The sequence below is a fragment of the Delftia sp. WSY_7 genome, from assembly GCF_043104845.1.
Taxonomy (GTDB): domain Bacteria; phylum Pseudomonadota; class Gammaproteobacteria; order Burkholderiales; family Burkholderiaceae_C; genus Comamonas; species Comamonas tsuruhatensis.
Genome location: NZ_JBICLB010000015.1, coordinates 1 through 22364, shown reverse-complemented (window position 1 = coordinate 22364; position 22364 = coordinate 1). Strand labels below are relative to the sequence as shown.

16 protein-coding genes are annotated in these 22364 nt (G+C 69.8%); all 16 read right to left on the bottom strand.

Annotation, left to right across the window (positions count from 1 at the left end; translation table 11 throughout):
• Positions 1–5: 5 nt before the first annotated feature.
• Positions 6–980, bottom strand: coding sequence for a tetratricopeptide repeat protein (locus ACF8ME_RS07380; RefSeq protein ID WP_374005924.1), 975 nt, complete (start codon positions 978–980; stop codon positions 6–8).
• Positions 981–982: 2 nt separating this feature from the next.
• Complete coding sequence (locus ACF8ME_RS07375) at positions 983–1987, bottom strand: type II secretion system F family protein (protein WP_016450672.1); 1005 nt, start codon at positions 1985–1987, stop codon at positions 983–985.
• Positions 1988–2047: 60 nt separating this feature from the next.
• Positions 2048–3010, bottom strand: coding sequence for a type II secretion system F family protein (locus ACF8ME_RS07370; RefSeq protein ID WP_016450673.1), 963 nt, complete (start codon positions 3008–3010; stop codon positions 2048–2050).
• On the bottom strand, positions 3007–4329 hold the full coding sequence (locus ACF8ME_RS07365; protein ID WP_016450674.1) for a CpaF family protein: 1323 nt from the start codon (positions 4327–4329) through the stop codon (positions 3007–3009). Before ACF8ME_RS07365 ends, ACF8ME_RS07370 begins: the two co-directional genes overlap by 4 nt.
• Before the next feature lie 7 nt (positions 4330–4336).
• Positions 4337–5878: a pilus assembly protein CpaE gene (locus ACF8ME_RS07360; protein WP_016450675.1), complete on the bottom strand. Its 1542-nt coding sequence runs from the start codon at positions 5876–5878 to the stop codon at positions 4337–4339.
• A gap of 4 nt (positions 5879–5882) precedes the next feature.
• Positions 5883–7370 carry a type II and III secretion system protein family protein gene (locus ACF8ME_RS07355; RefSeq protein WP_392415885.1) on the bottom strand — a complete coding sequence of 496 codons (1488 nt, stop codon included), beginning with the start codon at positions 7368–7370 and terminating at the stop codon, positions 5883–5885.
• Positions 7371–7395: 25 nt separating this feature from the next.
• Positions 7396–8442 carry a Flp pilus assembly protein CpaB gene (gene cpaB / locus ACF8ME_RS07350; RefSeq protein ID WP_016450677.1) on the bottom strand — a complete coding sequence of 349 codons (1047 nt, stop codon included), beginning with the start codon at positions 8440–8442 and terminating at the stop codon, positions 7396–7398.
• A 192-nt stretch (positions 8443–8634) separates the two neighbouring features.
• A complete protein-coding gene (locus tag ACF8ME_RS07345) occupies positions 8635–9219 on the bottom strand; it encodes a prepilin peptidase (protein WP_080649882.1) in 585 nt (194 codons plus the stop codon).
• Between the two features lie 2 nt (positions 9220–9221).
• Positions 9222–9398 carry a Flp family type IVb pilin gene (locus ACF8ME_RS07340; protein WP_043792328.1) on the bottom strand — a complete coding sequence of 59 codons (177 nt, stop codon included), beginning with the start codon at positions 9396–9398 and terminating at the stop codon, positions 9222–9224.
• A 106-nt stretch (positions 9399–9504) separates the two neighbouring features.
• Positions 9505–9681, bottom strand: coding sequence for a Flp family type IVb pilin (locus ACF8ME_RS07335; RefSeq protein WP_013803749.1), 177 nt, complete (start codon positions 9679–9681; stop codon positions 9505–9507).
• A 98-nt stretch (positions 9682–9779) separates the two neighbouring features.
• Positions 9780–11519 carry a TolC family protein gene (locus ACF8ME_RS07330; protein ID WP_392415884.1) on the bottom strand — a complete coding sequence of 580 codons (1740 nt, stop codon included), beginning with the start codon at positions 11517–11519 and terminating at the stop codon, positions 9780–9782.
• Positions 11519–12916: an HlyD family type I secretion periplasmic adaptor subunit gene (locus ACF8ME_RS07325; RefSeq protein WP_392415882.1), complete on the bottom strand. Its 1398-nt coding sequence runs from the start codon at positions 12914–12916 to the stop codon at positions 11519–11521. Before ACF8ME_RS07325 ends, ACF8ME_RS07330 begins: the two co-directional genes overlap by 1 nt.
• Positions 12913–14757 (bottom strand): ATP-binding cassette domain-containing protein, encoded by a 1845-nt coding sequence (locus ACF8ME_RS07320; RefSeq protein WP_209803379.1) that lies wholly within the window; start codon positions 14755–14757, stop codon positions 12913–12915. Before ACF8ME_RS07320 ends, ACF8ME_RS07325 begins: the two co-directional genes overlap by 4 nt.
• A 99-nt stretch (positions 14758–14856) precedes the next feature.
• Positions 14857–18030 (bottom strand): Mur ligase, encoded by a 3174-nt coding sequence (locus tag ACF8ME_RS07315; protein ID WP_392415880.1) that lies wholly within the window; start codon positions 18028–18030, stop codon positions 14857–14859.
• A 136-nt stretch (positions 18031–18166) separates the two neighbouring features.
• Positions 18167–18691, bottom strand: coding sequence for an OmpA family protein (locus ACF8ME_RS07310; RefSeq protein WP_392415878.1), 525 nt, complete (start codon positions 18689–18691; stop codon positions 18167–18169).
• Positions 18692–18773: 82 nt separating this feature from the next.
• A partial coding sequence (locus tag ACF8ME_RS07305; RefSeq protein ID WP_392415876.1) for a hypothetical protein occupies positions 18774–22364 on the bottom strand: 3591 nt, incomplete at its 5' end.

Sequence of the window (22364 nt, the reverse complement as noted above, 5' to 3'; positions counted from 1 at the left end):
GGTCCTCAAAGTGGCGAGGCCGGTGCTGCGCCAGCGGCGCCGGACGGCTCGGACAGAAGAATGCGCCGGGTGATGCCGGCCGGCAGGGCGCTCGCGTCGGTGGCGGGCCTGGGCACGGGCTCCACGCCCCGTGCCTGCCGGGTCCCGGGCGCGGGCGCTGCGGACAGTTGGCCGCCGCGCAGGCGCACCGCCTCGTTCACGCTGGCCAGCTGGGACTGCAGGGTCTGCAGCGAGGTCTGGTCGATCATGGGCAGGGCGCCCTTGGCCTGGGGCTGCGCCAGCTGGCGCAGCAGCTGGGAGGCCTGGGCCTCGTTGCCGCTGGCCAGCCAGAACAGCGCCATGTTCAGCTGCACCCGCGCGTTGGCCGGGGCCAGCTGCGAGGCCTGCATGATGGGCATCTGCGCGGCGGCCAGCTGGCCGTCGAGCATGTGGGCGTAGGCCAGGTCGCTGAGCACGTTGGCGTCTATGGGATTGAGCTGGCGCGCCTTCTCAAGCTGTTCCACGGCCTGGCCATACTCGCCCTGGCTTGCGTGCAGCAGGCCCAGGCCGCGCCGCGCGCGTGCCGTGGTGGCGCCCTGCAGCAGCGCCTGGTAGGCCTGCCGGGCCTGCTCGGCCTGGCCGGTGTTGCGCAGCGCGTCGGCCCGCATCAGGCGCGATTCCGGTTGCGTGCCGTATTGCTGCTCGAAGGCCTCGGTATGCGCCAGCGATGCATACCACTGGCCGGCCTGCTGCATCTGCGTGATCAGGTCCAGATAGGTCTGGGCGTTGTCGACCTGGGTGGCCTGCTGGGCGTTTTGCAGCTGCTGCTGTGCCTGGGCTGCGGTCTCCTGCTGCGAAGAGGTGGCGCCGTAGCCTTGCGGCCCTTTGCCGGCGCAGCCGGCCAGGGCCAGGGCCATGGCCAGGGGGGCCAGGGCTGTCCGCGCTGTCAGTGCTGTCAGCGCTGGCGTCCGCCCGGCGGGGGTGCCTTTGTGGTGTTTCATGCCTAGCGTCCTCCCATGGTGGTCAATGCCCTGATCACGGCCAGGAAACCGGGGCCCGCCGTGATGACCAGCAGGGCGGGCAAAAGCGTGAGGACCATGACACCCGTCATCTTGACGGTGATGGAACCTATCTTTTCCTTGAAGCTGGCCTGGCGCTTTTCGCGCAGCCGGATGCTGAATTCCTTGAGCGGCTCCTGCACGGCGCCGCCATGCTTGTCCACCTGCACCAGCAGGTTGACGATGGCGCTCATGTCGTCGTCCGCGCTCATGTTGACCATGCGCTGGAAGGACTGCTCGCGCGTGCGGCCGGTGTTGTAGAGCTGGTTGGCCAGGGCCAGCTCGCCGCTGATGACGCGCAGCACGCCCTTGAACTCCGAGGCCAGGATCTGCAGGCTCTGGTCCACGCTCAGGCCCACGCCCTGCAGCAGTCTCAGCAGGTCCACGAACAGCGGCAGTTCCTCGACCACCTGCTCGCGCCGGCCCTTGGCCCGCGAGCGCAGAAACCACTTGGGAAGCATGAGCCCCAGGCTCACTCCCACAAAGCCGTAGACCAGCGCAGCGTTCTCGCCGGGGCGCAGCACACCCAGCGCCAGCAGGGGCAGGACCACGCACAGCACCATGCGGCTGGCCACATAGGCCATGCTGCCGTTGCGCGTGCCCACGCCGGCCTGGTCCAGCAGCTTGCGGTCCTCATCGGCCAGCAGGGCCTTGGCCACGCCCCATTGCAGCCAGGCCGGTGGCGGCAGGTTGGCCGCCACCGCCTGCGGGGAATCGGACGAACGCACGTTGATGGACAGCGGGTTGAGCAGTTGCGCGTCGTTGGCCTGCATGGCGCTCTTCGTGGCCGCCTTCGTGGTCGATGCCGAGTCGCGCGCCTGCAGGATCCTGGCGACCTGGCTGGAGGCGCGTGCCGAGCGCCACAGCCTCCACACCAGGGTGGACGCCCACAGCACCAGTCCCAGAGCGCCCAGGCCGATGCTGGCGATCCACAGTTGCTGCGTGTTCATGCGTGGCTCCTTGCGCAGACGGGTGGGCGGGCGTGTGCTTGTGCCTGTGCTGTCATGGGTTCACCTCAGCTTGGCCAGCCGGTACAGGAGAAAGGCGCCCAGCGCTTCCAGGGCGGCGGCGACCAGGACCATGGTCTGGCCGCTGTCGTCGTTCCACATGCGCATGAAATAGCCCCGGTTGATCACCATGATCAGCGTCCCCACCACCAGGGGCAGCAGGGCCAGCACCCAGGCCGACATGCGGATCTCGGAGGACAGCGCATGCAGTTCGCGCTCGGCGGACTGGCGGTCGCGGATGTAGGCCGAGACACGCTCCAGCACCAGGTCGGCGCGGCCGCCATAGCGCACGCTCATGCGGAACACGGCGGCCAGCAGGCCGAATTCGGGCAGGCGCCAGTTGCGCTCGAGCTGGCCCATGGCCTGCCCCAGATCGGGCGAGGCGCTGAGCATGGCCGCCGCCTGCTGCAGGGCATCGCCCAGCGGATCGGGGACGTTGTTCAGCGCCATCTGGAAGGCCGCATGGGGCGAGTTGCCGATGGAGATCAGCCGGACCATGTTGTCCAGGAAGCCGGGCAGCTGCTGCAGCAGCCTTTCGCGGCGCTTGGCCTGCCGCCGCCAGATGCCCAGGCCCAGAAGCACGGCATAGAGCACGGCCACCACCAGCCCTGCCGCCGCTCCTGCCTGGCTGGCAGCCAGCAGGGCCAGGACCAGGCCGGTGATGGCGAACAGGGCCAGGGTGTTGGATGAGATGCCCCAGGACTGGATGCCCAGGCGCTGGTTCAGCCATTGCACCGCGGCAGGCGCCGGCGCAGGCTGCGGCGCGGCGGGCTTGTAGACAGGCTCGGCCATGGCAAGCGCGGGCGCAATCGCCTCCCTGTGGCCTTCGACGCTGCGCTGCAGGTGCAGCTTGATCGACTGCTCATGCTCCTTGCGGCGCCCGCGCATGATCACCCACAGCGCCAGTGCCAGCAGCAGGCAGGCCAGCGCGCCAAGGATGAGGATCACGGGTGCCAGGCCTGTCATCGCACGCCTCCGCTGCCGGCCTGCTGCTGCGAGCGCCACCAGCTCAACAGCTTGGGCGAGTGGGGCGAGATGCCCAGCGAGACCCAGTGGTCGATTTCCTGCCCGTCGCCGCCGACCTGGGGCTCGTAGCGGTACAGCTCCTGCATGGAGATCATGTTGTCGGTCATGCCCGTGACCTCGGTCAGCGACAGCAGGCGCCGGCGGCCGTTGGACAGGCGTCCGATCTGCACGATGAAGTCCACGGCATTGGCGATCTGGCGGCGCAGGCTGACCTCGCTGCCCTGGAAGCCCGCAAAGCCTGCCAGCATCTCGGCCCGGTACAGGCACTCGCGCGGCGAGCTGGCGTGGATGGTGCCCATGGAGCCGTCATGGCCGGTGTTCATGGCCTGCAGCAGCTCCAGCACTTCGCCGCCGCGCACTTCGCCGACGATGATGCGGTCGGGCCGCATGCGCAGGCTGTTGCGCAGCAGGTCGCGGATGCTGACGTGGCCCGAGCCGTCGAAGCCGCCGGGGCGGCTTTCCAGCCGCACCACATGGTTGTGGTTGAGGGCCAGCTCGGCCGTGTCCTCGATGGAGACGATGCGCTCGCTGGAGGGGATGAAGCTGGCCAGCGCGTTGAGCAGCGAGGTCTTGCCCGAGCTGGTGCCGCCGCTGACCAGGATGTTGCAGCGCGCCTGCACGGCCATCTCCAGGATGCGGCAGATGTCGTGGTTGAAGGTGCCCAGCTGCACCAGCTCGGAAGGCGTCAGCGGGTCCTTGCGGAACTTGCGGATGGAGACCGAGGGGCCGTCGATGGACAGCGGCTCGATGATGACGTTGATGCGCCCTCCATCGGGCAGGCGGGCATCGACCATGGGGCTGGATTCATCGAGACGCCGGCCCAGCGGCGCCAGGATGCGGCGCACGATGCGCAGCACATGCTCGTCGTCCTTGAAGTGCAGGGTCTCGCGCTGCAGCACGCCGCCGCGCGAGACGTAGATGTTGCCATGGCCGTTGATGAGGATGTCTTCGACCCGGGGGTCCTCCAGCAGTGGCTGCAGCGGTCCCAGTCCCGTGAGTTCGCGCGTGAGGGCGCGCGCCACCTGCAGCGCCTCCTGCTCGTTGACGGGCACGGAGTGCAGGCGGATGAAGCTGTCCAGCTCCATCAGCACGAACTGCGCGATGGCAGCCTGCGACCAGCGGCCGAACTCGGCGCCCAGCTCCTCGATGCGGCTGAGCAAATGCTCGTGCGTGCGGTTCTTCAGGTCGAGGAACAGCGCGCTTTGCTCGAACTCGCTGGCCTGTGCGTCCGCCAGATGGGAATAAGCCGTGGTCGTCATGGTGCGTTCAGCTTCTTGTTCGGTGGAAGAAACGGTTCAGTCCGCGGGCGGGCGCGGCCTGATCGCCCGCATGGGCCTGGTGGTGGGTGGTGATCAGCAAGGTGGCGAGCTTGTCCACGGCCTGCACATAGGGCTCCCGCTGCAGGCGGCTGGGCAGCAGCTGGCCCTGGTTGACGGCCTGGGCCAGCTCCCGGCGGCGCTCGGGGATGGTGGCCAGCAGCGGCAGCTGCAGCTGCCTGGCGATCTGCTGGGCCTCCAGTTCGAGCTGGCTGTCGTGCCGGCTGACGATGAGGTGCATGCGTTCGCGCTCGATCTTTTGCTCGTCCAGCTGCCGCAGCAGTTCGGTGGTGGAGACCACGCTGGCCACGCTCTGGTCGCAGACCACCCAGACCTGGCTGGCGCGCAGCGCCACGCGCATGGCCAGGTGGGTGGGGACGACGGCGCCCAGGTCGGCAATCACGTGGCGGAAGTACTGGCGCAGGCGCAGCAGCAGGGCATCGACGTCGGCATACGAGACATCGCGCAGGCGGCTGGACTGGCGCGGCAGCGTGAGCATGCGCAGGCCGCTTTCGTGGCGTGACAGGCCGGTGGAGGCCAGGCGCCGGTCGAAGCGGCGCAGGTTGTTGACGGCCTCGATGAAGTCGAAGTCGCTTTGCGTTCCCATGTACAGGGAGCAGTCGCCGCTGGGATTGCCCAGGTCGATGAGCAGGCCGTCCAGCGTTTCGTTGCTGATTTCGCTGGCGCTGATTTCCTTGCCCTCGATCCGGCCGTGCAGGCGCTTTTGCAGATACCAGGCCAGGTGCGAGACCAGCAGGCTGCTGCCCAGGCCCGCGCGTGCGGACAGGATGGCCGTCAGCGGCGCGCTGGGCGCGCTGGACTGCGGTGCCGGCATGCGCTTGATCAGCTCGCGCACGGTCTGCAGCGCGGTCTGCACGGGCGCGTCCACGTCCAGGAAATCCTGCACGCCGGCACGCAGGGCGGCCAGCATGCACTGCGGGTACTTGGTGCGGCCCACGGCCACGCAGGGCAGGTGGGGGTGGGAGATGTGCAGCTGGGAGGCCAGATGGGCGGCCTCGTCGGTGGACAGCGGGTCGAAATGCACAAAGATGGCATGCGGCATGAAGCGCTGTACCTGCTCCGTGATGTTGTCCTGGAAGCGCGCCACGTGCAGCCGTGTGCCGTCCAGCATTCGCTGCATCCAGGACTGGGCCAGCGCGCTTTCGGGCGTGCCGGCATGGATGAACAGCAGCTCCATCTCCAGCACATCGTCGAGCGGCTGTGGCGGCTGGCGCAGCGCGGCGGTCGATGCAGCGGCGGACGCCGCTGCGGCATGGGGCGGCGCCATCCTGTCCGGTGGCGCCTTGTCCAGCAGCGCCTTGTCCAGCAGCGCTTTTTCCTGGGCCATCGCGTCGGTGGCGGGCTGCAGCTTGCCGGCCAGCGAGGTCGAGGAACGCAGACCCAGCAATGTCTCCAGCGAGGTGGGTGAGCCGATGGCCGGCGAGCCTGTGGCGTCCACAGGCGAATCGGTTGCGGTGGGCTTGCTTGTCATGTCGTCAGTACGAGAAACCGGGTACGGCGGTGTCTTGGTTCATTCCGCCGGCGAGGTAGGGCAGCCAGACCTTGCCGGCGTTGCGCTGCTCGGAGCGCGCGCCCGGCAGCAGGGCTTCGAGGTTGGTGCTGGCGGGCAGCGGGTGGACCAGGCGCGGGGTGACGATGATCACCAGCTCGGTCTCTTCCTGCGTGTAGTTGAGGTTCTTGAAGAAGGTGCCCAGGATGGGCAGGTCGCCCAGCACGGGCACCTTGCTGACGTTGGAGGTGGTGGCGCGGCTGACCAGCCCGCCGATGACGAAGCTCTCGCCATCGGCCAGCTCCACCGAGGTGTCCGCGCGGCGCGTGCGGATGGCGGGCACGGTGACGCCGCTGATGGTCACGCCGCTGTTGAAGTCCAGGTCGCTGGCCTCGGGCGAGACCTTCAGGGCGATGCGCTCGTCCGACAGGATGGTGGGCGTCAGCTGCAGCTTGATGCCGAATTCCTTGTACTGGATGGCAATGTTGCCGTCGCGCGCAGGCACGGGAATCGGCAGCTCGCCGCCGGCCAGGAAGCTGGCGTTCTGGCCGGTCTGTGCCAGCAGGGTCGGCCGGGCCAGCACGCGGGCCATGCCGTTGCCCTCGAGGATGCTCAACTGCGTGACGATGCCGGCGCCGCTGAAGGCCTTGCCGAAGGTCATCACCAGGCTCATGGCGCTGGCAATGGCCGAGGAGGTGTTGTTGGACACGCTGCCCGATCCCGTGTTGCCCGAGCCCGTGCCGCCCGACCCGGTATTGCCCGTTCCCGTGCCCGTGCCGTTGGTATTGGTGCTGATGCTGCCGACCACGCCGGGGCTGAAGCTGCCGAAGCTGAAGCCCTGGTTGTTGCGCCCGCCGCTGTAGATATTGACGCCTACGCGCTTCATGGCGGATTTCTTGAACTCCACCACCTGCACGTCCACCTGCACGGTGTTGCTCCTGACATCGATCTGCGCGTTGTCCACCAGCGGCGTCTGGGCGGGCGCGCCCAGGCGCAGTTCGGCCACGGCCTGGGCATGCTCGGGGACCGAGGCCAGCCGCTTTTCCAGCAGCAGGTGCTGGCCTCTGACCTGGACCTCCCAGCGCTGGGGAACGCCGCCCTTGCGGGGCCACACCACCAAGCTGGTGCTGCCCTGGGCCTTGGGCGTGAGCAGCAGCTCGGTTCCGCCGGAGCCGGAGCCGGAGCCCGGCGTGGCGCGCAGCAGTTTCACATCCAGCACATTGGGGTCGCCCACGGCGATGCGGACCGGGGCGTCGGCCAGCGCCATCAGGTGCTGGCGCCCGGCCACCAGCTGCAGGGATTCGCCAGGAAGCATGTCGCCGGCACCAGGGTTGGCCATGCCCTGGCCGGCAGCGGTGTCCGCTGGGGCAGACACCGCTGGCGTCAAGGCCAGCAAGGCCATGCTGCCGCACAGCGTCCAGACCGCCCTCTGCAGCGGCGTGGCCCCGGCCGTCGAGATGTTCTTGCACTTCATGGCATCTCCCTCTTGTTGTGTGTTGTCAGTAGTTCACCATCTGCACGGCCGCTCCGTTGTGCAGCTCCACCGTGCGTTCGCGCGGGGCCCGCTGCGGCTGCGGCCGCACGGCGGGCGCGAGGGCCGTCATGGGCTGCGCGGCCGGCTTGCGGATGTTCCTGGCGTCGGCGCCGGTGGCCAGGTCCTGCATGCGCAGGCCGGCGAAGGCGCGGTCTGCACCCTCCAGCGTCTGGTCCTTCCTGAGGCGGCCGGCCACCGGCTGCAGCGCGCCGGGCAGGGCGGCGAAGAGCTTGGGATCGGGCACGGACAGGTCGTCGGGGTTGCGCAGGGCCAGGGTGAGCTGGCCGAATTTCTCGGCCAGCGTGAGGCGCTCCACATCGTCCAGCGGCACGGCCAGCACGGCCGATTGCACGTTCTCCGGGCGCTGGCCTGCCTGATCGCCGGCGCTGGCGCGGCGCAGCGGCGAGCCTGACGACTCCTTGTCCTGCTGTGCCTGGCGCTGGGCCGCCGACAGAGGCGGGCGCTCGACGCTTCCGGCGCCATAGGCCAGCACGCGGCTGCGCGCCAGCAGCAGCCGGGTCTGCGCGTCCACGGGCGCCTGGTCGGACTTGCCGTCCAGCGTGAAGTAGACATCCACAAAATCACCGGGGCGCACATGGTGGCCTGCGGCCATCTGCTCCCGGATGGCAATCGCAACGGCCCGCTGGCCCGGCTCCAGCTGCAGCGCCAGGCCGCTGAGCAGTTGCTGCTCGAACAGCGGGGTGCCCGGTGTGAGCGGCATCAGCGTGGTGCGGCCCAGCACGTCGTCGGTTGCGGCAAAGCTGCCCGGCACGGGGGCAGGCAGCTGGGCCAGCTTCACATCGTCGCTGCCGATGCGCTGGCCTGCGGCAATGGCCTGGGCCACGACCACGACGGCGTGCAGCTGGGCCGGTTCGGGGGCCGGCTGCGACGAGGCCGCGGGGGAGGGGGCAGCCACGGGGCGTGCGGGCTGGCTGCCCAGCATCCAGGCAAGGCCCGCAAGCACGATGGCAAGCCCCACCAGCAGTCCGGCAAGAATCTTGGTGAGGTTCATGGCTGGGACTCCTGGTGCAAGTGCGTTGCGACGGTGTTCAGGGCCGGGGGCTGCCCTGGCGCTTTCCTGCCATGGCGGAGAAGCTCCTCCAGGGCAGGAAAGCGTCCAGGCAGCGCACGGCCATGGCGTGTGGCGGAGCCGGTCCATGGACGGCGTGGAGGCAGGCAGGTGACAGGCATGGGCATCTCCGGTTCAGACAAGTGGCTGGCTGTGGCGCCAGGCCAGGGCGATGGCCGCAATGGCCATGTAGCCGGCATAGGGGATGGAGCGCTGGGGCTGGCGCGGTCCATCGGTGGCGCCTGCGGGCCGGGGCGTCGCGCCCAGGGGCGCCAGGCGGGCAGTCCAGGACAGGGCGGCGCTGGACAGTGGCAGCCGTGCCTGCAGCCACAGCCCGGTGGGGCTGTCCCGAAGGTGGCGCAGCGACAGAACCAGTACACCGTGCAGGCCGGCCAGCAGGCTGCCGCCGGTCCAGATCAGCAGCAGGTCGAAGCCCCACCCGAACCACAGTCCCGCGACCGCGCCGAACTTGACGTCGCCCGCTCCCATCCAGCGCAGTGCATAGAAAGGAAGCAGTACGGCAAACCCCGCCAGCATGCCGGCCAGCGCGTTCCAGGCCGAGACCTGGAACGGCTGGGCCCCACTGGCCAGTGCGCCAGCGCCTGTGGCCAGGCCGAGCAGCACCATCCAGTTGCGCACGCGGCGGATGCGCAGATCCATGGCCGCAATCGTTGCGAGCCATGTGATGCAGACGCATAGCCATAGCGAGGTCGGCTCCATCTTCAGGGGGCAAGTCCATTGAGCTTGGTGGCCAACCGGCTGAACAATCCGTTCAGATCGGTGCCCAGCGCGGTGGCGCCCACGACGATGCCCACGGCAATCAGCCCGGCAATCAGTCCGTACTCGATGGCGGTGGCGCCTTCCTCGTCTTTCCAGAAGTTCTTGATCGTTTCGGTCATGTCATGGTCCTTTCGGTTTGCAAGTTGCCTCGGGGCCGGTGGCCGGCATGGCGATCGCGCATCGGGCCGACCCCTTGCGGGCCCACTCGGATCGCGCCGGAGCCGCTCAGGGAACGAAGCCGGTGAGCTTGGTGGCGATCCGTGTGAACAGGCCGTTCAGATTGGTGCCCAGCGCAGTGGCGCCCACCACGATCCCCACGGCGATGAGGCCGGCGATCAAGCCGTACTCGATGGCGGTGGCGCCTTCCTCGTCTTTCCAGAAGTTCTTGATGATGTCGGTCATGGCATCGTCCTTTCGGTTGCAAAAGCCCATCGTTGTCGATGGCAGCGGCTGGCGATGGGCCCAAGCCGGCCGCTGCACGGGAACCCCTGCTTCCCACTTCACCACTGCTGTCGCGCGGCGGTGGTTTGAAAAGCGTCTGAAATGGGGCGCAACTGCTGCTCAAGGCGCAGCTGGATTCGTTGGGGCATGGCGCTGGCGGACAGGGTGGCCACGGCAGCGTCCATGGGGTCGGGGCGGGTGCGCGAGGGGGCCTGGCCGGGAGCCATGCCGGGCACCGTGCCGGGCACCGTGCCGGGCGCGGGGTCCGGCGTGCCGCCACCTGCTGGAATGGGTTTTTGCGTGCTGAACAGCGCGTTCAGCCATTGGTCGGGTGGGTCCTGCGGCAGCAGGCGGCCGGTGGTGCGCGCCAGGCGCAGTTCGTTGATGCGCTGGTCGTAGATGGCGTCGGCCTCGTCCAGCAGCAGGCGCTGCATGTCCAGCTGGGCGTCCAGCACCTGGGCCAAGCTGCCGCGGCCGACTTCGAGCAGGCGCCGGCGGCCCTCGAAGGCGGCGCGCGCCTCGCGCACGGCGTCGGCCAGCTGGCTTTCGCGCTGGCGGCCGGACTGGGTGCGGCCCCAGGCGGCGGAGGCGGTCTCGCGCACCTGGCGGCGCACGGTTTCCTGTTGCGCTTCCTGGGCCTGCAGTTCGTTGATGGCCTTGAGGATGCGGTCGCGCAGCTCGAAGCCGTTGCCGAAGTTCCAGCTCAGCTCCACGCCGTAGCGCGTGCCCTCGGCATAGAGCACGCCGCTGGGGTCGCGCGTGTGGGCCACCACGGCGGCCAGGGTGGGAAAGCGCTGGGATTTGCTGCGGTCGACTTCGGCGCGGGCCTTCTCGATCTGCTGCTGCATTTCCTGCAGCTCTGGGCTGACGGCTTCGGACGCCTGCAGGGCCGAGTCTTCGCTGGCCGGCATCCATTGCTCGGGCACATTGAGCTGGGGCAGCCAGCCGGCCTGGGGCGTGAAGCCGAAGTAGCGCGTGAAGCGGGCCAGCGCATCCATGCGCTGCGACTCCAGCGCATGCTGCTGGGCCAGGGCGCCGGCCTGGCGCGAGGCGGCCTGGCGCAGGTCGTTGCGGCCCACGGCGCCCAGTTCGGCGCGGCGCTCCTCGATGCGCGCGAGCTGGCCGATGATGCGTGCCGACTCGGCCGCCACGCGCGCCTTGTCCTCGAAGCGGTGCAGCTCCAGCAGGGCGGTCAGTGCCTCCAGCAGCACGTTCTGGCGCGTGCCGTAGAGCACGCTGCCCTGGGCCGCCTCCTGCGATTCGGCCGAGCGGATGCCCGCGCCGATGGCTCCGCCATCGAGCAGGGCCATGCGCACTTCGGCATTGACGGCGGTGTACGACTCGCGGCCCCGGCGGAGCTTGGCATCGCCCGTGTTGGTGCCCACCTTGAAGGTGGGCCAGCGCGCGCCGCGCGCGGTGTTCACGTCATGCCCGGCCGATTCCAGCGCGGCGCGCGCCTTGCGCACGTCGGGGTATTCGTCGAGCAGGGCGTAGAGGGCATCGAGCAGGCGGCGCTGCCCGCTGTCGCTGGCCAGGGTGCCGGGCGTGAGCTGCTGGGCCAGGCGCAGGACCACGGCGTCGGGTACCGGGACGGATGCGGGTTCGGGTGAAGGTGCGTGAGCGTGAGCGGAGTCCGCCGTGCCCGCCGCAGCCGTGGTGGCCAGGTCCGGTTCCTCGGCCGCCATGGGCGCGGCCTCAGCCTGCAGCGCCTGCAGGGCCGATACGCAGCAGGCAGTGGCCAGCAGCTGGCGCAGCCGGGCGTGCCAGCCTGTGGTGGGAGTGGACGGGCGGCCTTGCATCAGGGCTCCCGGAAGGCTTCGCTCTGGATGCGCAGCACGGGCCGCAGCAAGTACCAGATAAAGGGTTCGTGGCCCAGCAGCAGGTCGAGCTCGGCCTGCATGCCGGTGGTGATGCGGTTGTCGGTGCGGCCCACCCAGGGCTGCTCCAGGCTGGCCTGGATGCGGAAGTACGAGGGCGAGTCGGCCAGGTTGGGGTCGCGGTCGGCATCGGCGGCCACCAGGGTGACCTGGCCGGGCACCGAGCCGTAGCGCAGGAAATCGTAGGCCGAGATCTTCACCCGGGTGGGCTGGCCGGTGCGCACGTAGCCACGGTCGGCGGGGCTCAAGCGTGCTTCGACGATGACCTCGTCCTTGTCGGGCACGACTTCGAGGATGGGCTCGCCTGGCTTGACCACCCAGCCTGCACCCGAGCTGCGCAGTCCCTTGACGAAGCCGCTGGTGGGCGCCAGCACGGCGGTGCGCGTGCGCTGGGTCCGGGCGCGCATCAGGTCTTCGTTGAGGCTGGCCAGCTCGCGTTCGGTCTGGGCCAGTTCGTCGGAGGCGCGGCGGCGGAAGGCGCCCTGGGTCTCCTGCAGCTTGGCCTGGGCCTGCTCGATCTTGGCGCGGTTGCTGAACAGCGTCTGGCGCGATGCCGCCAGCTCGGCGCGGACCTGCTCCAGCGCCCGCTGCTTGTCCAGCACTTCCAGCTGGCCGATCAACTGCTCGGCGGCGAGCTGCCCGGCAATGGAGGCTTCCTGCTGGTGCAGGCGCAGATTGGTCTCCAGCCCCTCGATGCGGGCCTGGACCTGGGCCACGTCGCCGCGCGCCTGCTGCAGCTGGGCCTGGGCCGCGGCAATGCTGCCCTGGTGTTCCAGCGCGCGGGCCGAGAAGGCGCCCAGCTCGGCCTGGACCACCTGCGGGTCCAGGTCGGCCGGGAAACTGGTGCGCTGCAGCGGCCTGCCCTGGCTTTCCGCGCCCAGCCGTACCTTGACCGCCTGGGCCGTGGCCATGCGCGCCGTGAGCTGTTCGAGGTTGAGGCTGTTGCCGCCCAGGTCGATCTCCAGCAGGGGCTGGCCCTGGGTCACGGCCTGGCCTTCGCGCACATGGACGGCGGTGACGATGCCGCCTTCCAGATGCTGCACGGTCTGCACGCGGTCGGAGGGGATGACCTGGCCGCTGGCCACCACCACGTTCTCCACGGGATAGAACAGGCCGGTGATCACCAGCGCGGTGACCGGGATGGCGAGCAGCCACTTGCCGCGCGCCAGGCCTGCCCAGCGCGATACGGGGGGCGTTGCGGGTGGCGTTGCGCCGGATGCATCCGCGCCGGCCCCGGCCGGCCCGGCCTCGAGCGGGCGGGATGGCTGGTGCGACTGGCGCAGCACCAGGGGCAGATCGTCGTAGCGGCCGGCTCTCATGAGGCAAGCTCCGGCGCCACGGCGGGCTGGTCGGGGTGCGGGGCCTTGTCGGCGGGTGCGGGGGCCGCTGCGGGCACGGCGGCCTCGCGTGCCGTGCCGAACAGCTGGGGCAGCAGTTGCTGGGGCGAGCCATGCTCGATGCCGCCATCGCCGCGCACATGGTAGAGGTGCTGGGCCATGGAGGCCACGCGCAGCGAGTGCGTGACGACGATGACCGTGTGCTTGAGCGCAATCTGCCGCAGTGTCTGCAGCAGCGCGGTTTCGCTCTCGAAGTCCAGGTCGTTGCTGGGCTCGTCCAGGATCAGCACGGAGGGGTTGCGCAGGAACAGCTGGGCCAGGGCCAGCTTGCGCAGCTCGCCCGCCGACAGGCCCGCGCCGCCTTCGCCCAGCACCGTCTGGTAGCCCTGGGGCAGGCGGCTGATGAAGCCATGCGCGCCCGAGATCTGGCAGGCGGTGACGATCTTGTGGTCGTCGGCATCGGGGTTGACCATGCGCAGCCCGTCCACGATGGGGCCGCTGAACCAGTACACCTGCTGGGCCAGGCAGCCTATCCAGCGGCCCAGCTCGGCGCGCGGGAACTGGGCCATGTCGTATTCATCGATGAAGATGCGGCCCTGCGTGGGCTGGTAGAGCCCTGCCAGCAGCTTGGCCAGGGTGGACTTGCCGGCGCCGTTGCGCCCCACGATGGCGTGCAGCCCGCCGGGGCCGATCTCCAGCGACGCCTGCTCCAGCGCCACATGGCCGCCCGGGTAGTGGAAGCTGGCCTGGTCCAGGCGCAGCCGGCCCTGGGGACGCGGCAGGTCCACGGTCTCGGCCGTGATTTCGACGGGCTCCTCCAGCACGGACTGCAGGCGGCGTGCGGCCTCGTTGGCCTGGGCCAGCGAGCGCCAGTTGCTGGCCAGCTGCGAGATGGGGCCCAGCGCCTTGCCCGACAGCAGGTTCACGGCCATCAGGCTGCCGATGCTCATCCACTGCGCATTGATGGCAATGGCACCCACGGTGATCACCGCGATGGAGAACAGCGTCAGCAGCACGGTGCTGGCTTCGCGCGCGTTTTCCATCTCGCCGTTCTTGCCGAAGCTCTCGGCCAGCCAGCGGTCATAGCCGTTTTGCCAGTTCTGGCGCGCGGCGGCGTCGTAGCCCAGCACCTTCAGCGTGGCGCGGGCGTTGCAGACTTCGGCCGTGCCCCGGTCCAGCATGCGGGCCTGGGCGATTTCCTCCACGCGGCCGCTGCGCACCTCGTCGGCCCACCACCAGGCCAGCGCGCCCATGATGAGCATGGCCACCAGGATCACCGGCAGCACGGGCCAGGCAATGATGCCGATGACCACCAGGGCCAGCAGGGCCATGGGCAGGTCCAGCAGCGAGGTCGCCAGGCCCCCGGACATGCCCGAGCGCATGGCGCTCACGTCGCGGAACAGCTGCAGCCACTGGCTGGAAGAGCGCTGCTCCAGCGCGGCCAGCGGGTGGCGCAGCATGGAATGCATCAGCGCCTGGGAGACATCGCGGTCGATCATGGCGCCGGCTTCGCGCAGGGCGCGGGCGCGCCGGCGGCGCAGCCACCATTCCAGGCCCAGGAAGCACAGCACGCCGGCCACCATGGCCGTGAGCGTGGCCGTGCCGCCGCGTGCAATGACGCGGTTGTAGACCTGCAGCAGGAAGATGGATGGCAACAGGCCCAGCACACTGATGGGCAGGGACAGCCACGCGGCACGGCGCAGCTGGTGAGCGGCCCGGTCGAAGGACTCGGCGATGGCAGTTGCAAAAGCCCCCACCGTCTCCGTTCCCGACGGCATCGCCGTGGCCTTGGCCAACTGGCGGGGAAGAAGGTATCGGATCATGTTCTGATGGGCTTAGTAAACGTCTTTACAAAATGTAAAGGCGCTCGTTTCCCAAATACTGTAGCGAGTTATATACAGTCCTCTATAAGTTTTATTCAATCAATAATGCATGTTCATTTGATTTTGATGTGGATCAAAGCGGATGGCGGGGCTGGATGCTATTAGGTGGGCCCCGTGTCCACTGAAACTGTCTCGTATGGCATCTGCGGCCAGGGCCAGATTGGTAGTGGCGCGGCCTGCCAACAAAACCGTGTCGCCTTTATGGGTTGTACGAAGAAGTGAACAGATCAATTGATTGAGATCGTCATACCAATTGACGTGCAGAAGATCTGCCAGCGCCGCCGCCAGCTGCCGCAGCGGCTCGCCGTACAGCAGCACGCGCCGGGCCTGGGCCGCGCGCACCAGCGGCTCCAGCGCCAGCTGTGCAGTGTCCATGCTGACCTGGCCCGGCTGTATGCCGGCCAGCACGATCAGCCTGCGGCTGACATGGGGGGCGTGCTCCTGCAGCTGGGAAAAAGCAGCATGCATGGACAGTAAGTGGTTGCTCAGGCTGTGGTCCAGCAGGCAGATCCCACTGGGCAGCAGCTGCGGCTGGCCGGCGCCGATCAGCGGCCGCCAGTGCGCGAGCGAGGCCTGGACCTGTGCAGGCGCATAGCCCAGCGCATGCATGGCGGCCAGCGCGGCCTGAGCATTGCGGGCCATGTGGTGGCCATCCGATTGCAGGGAAATCCCGAGGCGCCGGTTGTCTATGCTTATTTGCAGATTTCCATTGTGAAACCCCATTTCACGGACCTGCGCATTGGAATGCGGCCCGAAGGTGATGAGACGCATTCCCATGCGTTGTGCATTCTCAATAATGCACGGGTTTTCACCTATGTCTTGTTCGATCACCAATGCACTGCCTTTGTGCATGTGCTGCATGGCTTCCACGACTTCCTGCAGCGCCTCGTATTTGCGGCAGGCGGACAGACCGGCCGGTCCGCACTGCTCGGAATCACCAGTACTGTGGATGTCATTAATTGAAAGATTAGTAATAACCAGAATGTCTGGATCAATCAGTGGCAGATCTCCACGCAGTGCCTGCAATGGCAGCTCCAGCAGGGCGCAGGGCGCTGCCTCGCTCCAGTTGATCATCTGCAGCGCCGTGCCCTGGGACAGCAGGGCGTCGCCCCGTGCATCGCCGCCGTCCTGCAGGCATTGGCGCAGCATGCCCAGGGTGGATGTCTTGCCCACGCAGCCGCTGACCGCGATCACGGGCGCCTGGATGCGGCGCCGGGCGGCCTGCGCCAGGCTGCGCAATCCTTCCTGTATGTCGGGCACATGCAGCACGGGCACGCCATGGTGCAGCAGGCCCTGCGGGCTGCTGCTGATCAGGGCCGAGGCCCGCAGCGTGGGAAGCGCGGCGGCCTGCACGCCCAGGGCCATGCCGGCACGCCGCACCAGCACGGCGGCGCCGGGCTGATGGTGCAGGCGGCTGGCGTCCAGCCCCGCGCAGCAGGTGCCGGCACCTCTGCCTTGCGCTGACGGGGCATCCAGCCAGCGTCCGTTCATCAGCTCGGCCAGTGCAGGGCCTTCCCAGGACATGGACGGGTACAGGGTCCCGGCCGCGGGCGAGAAAGCCGGCCGGCCCGCGGCCTCGCCGTCGCGCGCCCCCGGCAAGCAGGCCCTGGCAGGGCTGCCGTCCGCATCCGGGCCATTGCCGGCCTGCGCAGGCACGGCCTCGCCTTCGCCTTCGCCTTCGCCTTCGCCTTCGGTTTCGTGCTCCGGTTCGGTTTCGGCCACGGCGTGGCTGGCAGCCGAACGCAGTGCCTGGGCCAGCGCGTCCAGCAGCTCCAGGCCGGCCAGGCTGGATGCCAGCAGCCAGGCGATTTCGCGCGGGGACTGCAGCACCTGGCGCAGGCTGGCGTCGGCAAAGGCGGCATGGCGGCGCCGGGCGGGCGGCAGGTACAGCGCCTGTTCCGGCCAGATGGCGCGCTGGGCCAGGGCCTGCAGATGGCGCTGCAGGCCGATCTGCCACTGGCGCAGCAGGTCCGTGGGCTGTGGCTCCAGGCCAGCGTCGAGCTGCAGGCTTTCGACCAGTGCAATGCCTATCCAGCGAGCGCAGGGGTCGTCGGCCTGCCCCCCAGGGCGGTCATCGGGGCTGCCGGGCATGTGCAGCAGCGGCGGCAGCGCGGCCTGCAGGAAGGCGGCGGGCAGGACGGCCGTCTCGGGCAGGGCGCTGCGCGCCGCACGCAGCGTGGGGCTGTCGCTGGTGGGCGGGCGGGAGCTGGCATAGGCATGCATGGCCAGTTCGGCCCAGCTCAGCAGGGACTGGCCGCTGCGGGATGCATCGGCGTGGGCCGCAGCCTCGGCCTTGGTGGCGCTGGCCGACGCGGCCGCGGTGGACAGCAGGCTTTCCGCCAGCGGGTCCATCAGCGCCGGAATGCGGGCGCGGGCCTGGCTGTCGGCCCCCGGCCCCAGCACAAAACTGTTGCGCAGGTGGCGGGCCAGCACCAGCATGGCCAGCGCGCCGGACAGGCAGTCGCCGGGCAGCGGCTGCAGCCGCTGCTCCACATGGCCCATGGCCAGCGCAATGGCCTGCGCCAGTGCGGCGCTGCCCGCATGGCGCTGGGCCTGCAGCAGGGCGTAGGTCACGCTCAGGTGGTCGCACACGTCTTCGCAACCGGGCCAGCTCCCTTCCTTGCCCTGTTGCGCCAGCAACTGCTGGACCGCGGCGTGCACGGGCACGAGGTGTGGCCACAGGCGCTGCTGCGGCGGGTCGGTTCGCGGCACGGCCAAGGCGGGATGCTCACCGCTGATGTACATGCCGCGCAGGTGCAGCAGCAGGCAGGGGGGATGCAGGGGGCGTGGGAGGGGGGGCTCATCGTCGGGTGCGCCGGCAGCCCCACCCTGGGGCGGATCGGGCAGCAAGGGGTGCAGCAACTGCGCGCGCTCCAGGCTGGCATCGGCCAGGGCAAGGGAGCGCAGGGGCATCTCGGTCCAGGCACGGCAATCGGGCAGGGGACTGTCCGCCTCCAGGGGTGTGATGTCCTGGACCCAGTCGATGCGCAGATCGACCTCATCGCGCTTGCGGGCCCAGGCCCACTGGCGCACGCGGGTCGCCCCCTCGCGCCAGGCGGCCTCCAGCGTGGTGGCGCGTACATGGAAGACGGAGGCGGCCTTGTTCTCGGCCGCCACCGTGAAGAAAAGAATGCAGCCGGGGTAGGGCTCGGGCAGCAACACCATGTGCCGTGCCAGGTACTCCAGGCCATTTGCCAATTGCTGCGACAACATGCTCTCGGCCTCGGTCAAGGTCAGTGGGAGGCTGCGCTTCCCGTGGGGACGGGACGCCGGGCTGCGGTGCGCTGACCGCGTACGGATCTGTTCTTTCATGGCGGCCCGGCGGCAGGCGAGTGCGGAGCGCGGCGGCTCAGCGGTAGTCGAATTCCACGCGCCGGTTGCGCTGGTGGGCGTCTTCGCTCGTGCCTTCGTCGGCCAGCCGCTCCTTGCCGTAGCTGACGGACTCCACGCGGGCCGGATTCACGCCCAGCAGCTGCAGGCTGTTGCGCACCGCGTCGGCACGTTTTTGGCCGAGCGCCAGGTTGTATTCGATGCCGCCGCGCCTGTCCGTATGGCCGCGCAGCATCACCGAGCGGCCGGGATTGCTGCGCAGCCACTGCGCATGGCTTTCCACGATGGCCCGGTCGCTGCTGCGGATGGTGTAGGCGTCAAAGTCGAAGTAGACGATGTGGGCGACATTGGCGGGACCGCGCTGGTCGGCCTGGCTCATGGCCACCACGGGTGCGACGCCGGAGCTGGCCGGCGCAGGCGCCGGGGCCTTGCCGAAGGCGTAGTGGTGTTCGGAACGCTGCGTGCTGGTGGTGGCGGTGGAACCGCAGGCGGCCAGGCCTGCGGCCAGCAGCACGATGGTGCACAGCCTGAGAGTGTGTGACATGGAAAATCTCCTGGGACGTGCGCCGCCACCGCGAGGCGGCGGCGCAGGGAAGGAATGCGGCGCCCGCAGGCGCCGCTGCAGCTCACAGCAGGGCGTTGTGGTGCAACTGCTGCGTCAACACGCTGGCTGCTGCATCGGCCGTGCTGCTGGCATGGCTGCTGATGGAGGTGGCAATCGGATCCAGCTCGGCCGCAGAGGCCGTTGCCGCTTGCGAAGTGCCGCCCAGAAGGCCTCCGAGCAGTCCGCCACCGGACGATCCCCCCAGCAGCCCGCCCAGCAGGCCGCCGCCACCCAGCAGTCCGCTGACGATGCCGTTGTCGCCGACGACCGTGTTGACCACACCGCTGACGATGCCGTTGTCGCCAGCCACGGTGTCGAGCACGCCGCTGACGATGCCGTTGTCGCCGGCCACCGCGTCCAGCACGCCGCTGACGACGCCGTTGTCACCGGCCACGGTCTCCAGCAGGCCGCCGACCAGTCCGGTGTCGCCCGTGAGGCCGCCCAGCAGGCCACCGTCGCCGCCGAGCAGCCCGCCGACGATGCCGTTGTCGCCGGCCACGGTCTCCAGCAGGCCGCCGACCAGGCCGGTGCCGCCCGTGAGGCCGCCCAGCAGGCCACCGTCGTCGCCGAGCAGGCCGCCAACGATGCCGTTGTCGCCGGCCACGGTGTCGAGCAGGCCGCCGACCAGGCCGGTGTCGCCCGTGAGGCCGCCCAGCAGGCCACCGTCGCCGCCGAGCAGGCCGCCAACGATGCCGTTGTCGCCGGCCACGGTGTCGAGCAGGCCGCCGACCAGTCCGGTGTCGCCCGTGAGGCCGCCCAGCAGGCCACCGTCGCCGCCGACCACGCCGCCAACCACGCCGCCCAGTAGGCCGTCGCCTCCCGTCAGACCGGCCAGCACGCCGTTGACGGTGCCGATCACCGGCTGCAGTGCCTGGCCCTGGACCTGCGTCAGGCCGTTGGCCAGGTCCGTCACCACGCCCAGCGGGCCGCCGTTCACCTGGGTCACGCCTTCGACCAGGCCCGTGACCACGGACAGGGCGCCGGTGCCGGGGTTGATCACCGCATCCAGCACCTGGCCCACAGGCGCTCCGGCCGTGCCGCCGAGCAGGTCATCGACGGTGTTCTGCACCGTGGTGACCAGGCCTTCGCCGCTGCCTGTGCCGCCACCCGGAACCAGGCCGCCCAGCAGCCCGCCGACCAGGCCGTCCTCGCCGAGCACGCCACCCAGCAGGCCGCCGTCGCCGCCGAGCAGGCCGCCGACCAGGCCGTCGTCGCCGAGCACGCCGCCCAGCAGGCCGCCGTCACCGCCGAGCAAGCCGCCACCCAGCAAGCCGCCGTCACCGCCCAGCAAACCACCGACCAGGCCGTCATCGCCAAGCACGCCACCCAGCAAGCCGCCGTCACCGCCGAGCAAGCCACCGACCAAGCCGTCGTCGCCGAGCACGCCACCCAGCAGGCCGCCGTCACCGCCGACCACACCACCCAGCAGGCCATCGCCGCCGGTCAGGCCGGCCAGCACGCCGTTGACGGTGCCGATCACCGGCTGCAGCGCCTGGCCCGGGACCTGCGTGAGACCGTTGGCCAGGTCCGTCACCACACCCAGCGGACCGCCGTTGACCTGGGTCACGCCTTCCACCAGACCCGTGACCACGGACAGTGCGCCGGTGCCGGGGTCGATCAGCGCATCCAGCACCTGGCCCACAGGCGCTCCGGCCGTGCCGCCGAGCAGGTCATCGACGGTGTTCTGCACCGTGGTGACCAGGCCTTCGCCGCTGCCTGTGCCGCCACCCGGGACCAGGCCGCCCAGCAGCCCGCCGACCAGGCCGTCCTCGCCGAGCACGCCACCCAGCAGGCCGCCGTCACCGCCCAGCAGGCCGCCGACCAGGCCGTCGTCGCCGAGCACGCCACCCAGCAGGCCACCGTCACCGCCCAGCAAGCCGCCGACCAGGCCATCGTCGCCAAGGACGCCACCCAGCAGGCCGCCGTCACCGCCCAGCAGGCCGCTGACCAGCTCGCCGATGCCGCCTTCACCCAGGCCGCTGCCCAGGCCGGCAATCAGGCCGTTGAGGGTTCCGATCACGGGCTGCAGTGCCTGGCCATCGACCTGGGTCAGGCCATTGACCAGTTCGGTCAGCACGCCCAGGGGGCCGCCGTCCACGCTGGTCAGACCTTCCAGCAGGCCGGTGACGACCGAGGCCGTTCCATCGGTGGGATTGGCCAGCGCATCCAGCAGTTGGCCCACAGGGGCTGCGACGGTGCCGCCGAGCAGGCCGTCCACCACGTCCTGGACCGTGGTGACCAGGCCGTCACCGCTGCCGCCTCCCGTGCCGCCCGGGATCAGGCCGCCCAGCAGGCCGTCGACCAGTTCACCGATGCCGCCTTCACCCAGGCCGCTGCCCAGGCCGGCAATCAGGCCGTTGAGGGTGCCGATCACCGGCTGCAGGGCCTGGCCGTCCACCTGGGTCAGGCCGTTGACCAGTTCGGTCAGCACGCCCAGGGGGCCGCCGTCCACGCTGGTCAGGCCTTCCAGCAGGCCGGTGACGACCGAGGCCGTTCCATCGGTGGGATTGGCCAGCGCGTCCAGCAGTTGGCCCACAGGGGCTGCGACGGTGCCGCCGAGCAGGCCGTCCACCACGTCCTGGACCGTGGTGACCAGGCCTTCTCCCGTGCCGCCACCCGTGCCACCGCCGGGCACCAATCCACCCAGCAGGCTGCCGACCAGTCCGCCGAGCCCATCTTCGCCCAGGCCGTTGCCCAGGCCGGCAATCAGCTCGTTGAGCGTGCCGATCACCGGGGCCAGGCCTTCGCCGTCCACCTGGGTGAGGCCGTTGACCAGTTCGGTCAGCACACCCAGGGGGCCGCCCTCGACATTGGTCAGGTTCTCCAGCGCGCCGGTCACGGTGGACAGCAGTCCGTCCGTGGGGTTGGCCAGGGCATCCAGCAACTGGCCCACAGGCGCTGCCACCGTGCCGCCCAGCAGGCCGTCCACGACGTCCTGCACGGACGTGACCACCCCGCTGTCAGGCGTGCCGGGCGGGTTGCCCGTTCCGCCGCCCACCAGGCCGCCCAGCAGGCCACCCACGCCGGCGAGCAGGCCGCCCAGCGCACCGTCTTCGTCGAGCAGGCCGCCGAGCACGTTGTCCACTACCGTGCCGATGGAGCCGCCGGAGCCCGCTTCGTCCAGGCCCTTGAGCAGCTCATTGAGCGTGCTGATCAGGGGCTCCAGGCCCTGGTTCTGGATGTTGACCAGGCCGTCCACCAGCTCGGTGAGCACGCCCAGCGGCCCGCCATTGGTGCTGGTCAGGCTCTCCAGCAGGCCTGTCACCCCGGACAGCGTGCCGCTGCCGGGATTGACCAGCGTATCGATCAGGTTGCCCACCGGGCCGGCGACCGTGCCACCGGACAGCGCACCCACCACGTCCTGCACGGAGGTGATCAGGCCGTGGCCATCCGTGGGATCCGTCGGATTGGTGGGGTCCGTGGGATTGGTCGGATTGGTCGGGTTCGTCGGGTCCGTGGGATTGGTCGGATTGGTCGGGTTCGTCGGGTCCGTGGGATTGGTGGGGTTGGTCGGGTTGGTGGGATCCGTGGGGTTGGTCGGATTGGTGGGGTTCGTAGGGTTGGTCGGGTTCGTGGGATCCGTGGGGTTGGTCGGATTGGTGGGGTTCGTAGG

Excerpts from the sequence above, each read along its gene's own strand:
- ACF8ME_RS07375 (WP_016450672.1), bottom strand. The coding sequence starts at position 1,987 with ATGAACACGCAGCAACTGTGGATCGCCAGCATCGGCCTGGGCGCTCTG.
- ACF8ME_RS07365 (WP_016450674.1), bottom strand. The coding sequence starts at position 4,329 with ATGACGACCACGGCTTATTCCCATCTGGCGGACGCACAGGCCAGCGAG.
- cpaB (WP_016450677.1), bottom strand. The coding sequence starts at position 8,442 with ATGAACCTCACCAAGATTCTTGCCGGACTGCTGGTGGGGCTTGCCATC.
- ACF8ME_RS07360 (WP_016450675.1), bottom strand. The coding sequence starts at position 5,878 with ATGACAAGCAAGCCCACCGCAACCGATTCGCCTGTGGACGCCACAGGC.
- ACF8ME_RS07370 (WP_016450673.1), bottom strand. The coding sequence starts at position 3,010 with ATGACAGGCCTGGCACCCGTGATCCTCATCCTTGGCGCGCTGGCCTGC.
- ACF8ME_RS07325 (WP_392415882.1), bottom strand. The coding sequence starts at position 12,916 with ATGAGAGCCGGCCGCTACGACGATCTGCCCCTGGTGCTGCGCCAGTCG.
- ACF8ME_RS07380 (WP_374005924.1), bottom strand. The coding sequence starts at position 980 with ATGAAACACCACAAAGGCACCCCCGCCGGGCGGACGCCAGCGCTGACA.
- ACF8ME_RS07335 (WP_013803749.1), bottom strand. The coding sequence starts at position 9,681 with ATGACCGACATCATCAAGAACTTCTGGAAAGACGAGGAAGGCGCCACC.
- ACF8ME_RS07315 (WP_392415880.1), bottom strand. The coding sequence starts at position 18,030 with ATGTTGTCGCAGCAATTGGCAAATGGCCTGGAGTACCTGGCACGGCAC.
- ACF8ME_RS07330 (WP_392415884.1), bottom strand. The coding sequence starts at position 11,519 with ATGCAAGGCCGCCCGTCCACTCCCACCACAGGCTGGCACGCCCGGCTG.
- ACF8ME_RS07345 (WP_080649882.1), bottom strand. The coding sequence starts at position 9,219 with ATGGAGCCGACCTCGCTATGGCTATGCGTCTGCATCACATGGCTCGCA.
- ACF8ME_RS07355 (WP_392415885.1), bottom strand. The coding sequence starts at position 7,370 with ATGAAGTGCAAGAACATCTCGACGGCCGGGGCCACGCCGCTGCAGAGG.
- ACF8ME_RS07340 (WP_043792328.1), bottom strand. The coding sequence starts at position 9,398 with ATGACCGAAACGATCAAGAACTTCTGGAAAGACGAGGAAGGCGCCACC.
- ACF8ME_RS07320 (WP_209803379.1), bottom strand. The coding sequence starts at position 14,757 with ATGATCCGATACCTTCTTCCCCGCCAGTTGGCCAAGGCCACGGCGATG.
- ACF8ME_RS07310 (WP_392415878.1), bottom strand. The coding sequence starts at position 18,691 with ATGTCACACACTCTCAGGCTGTGCACCATCGTGCTGCTGGCCGCAGGC.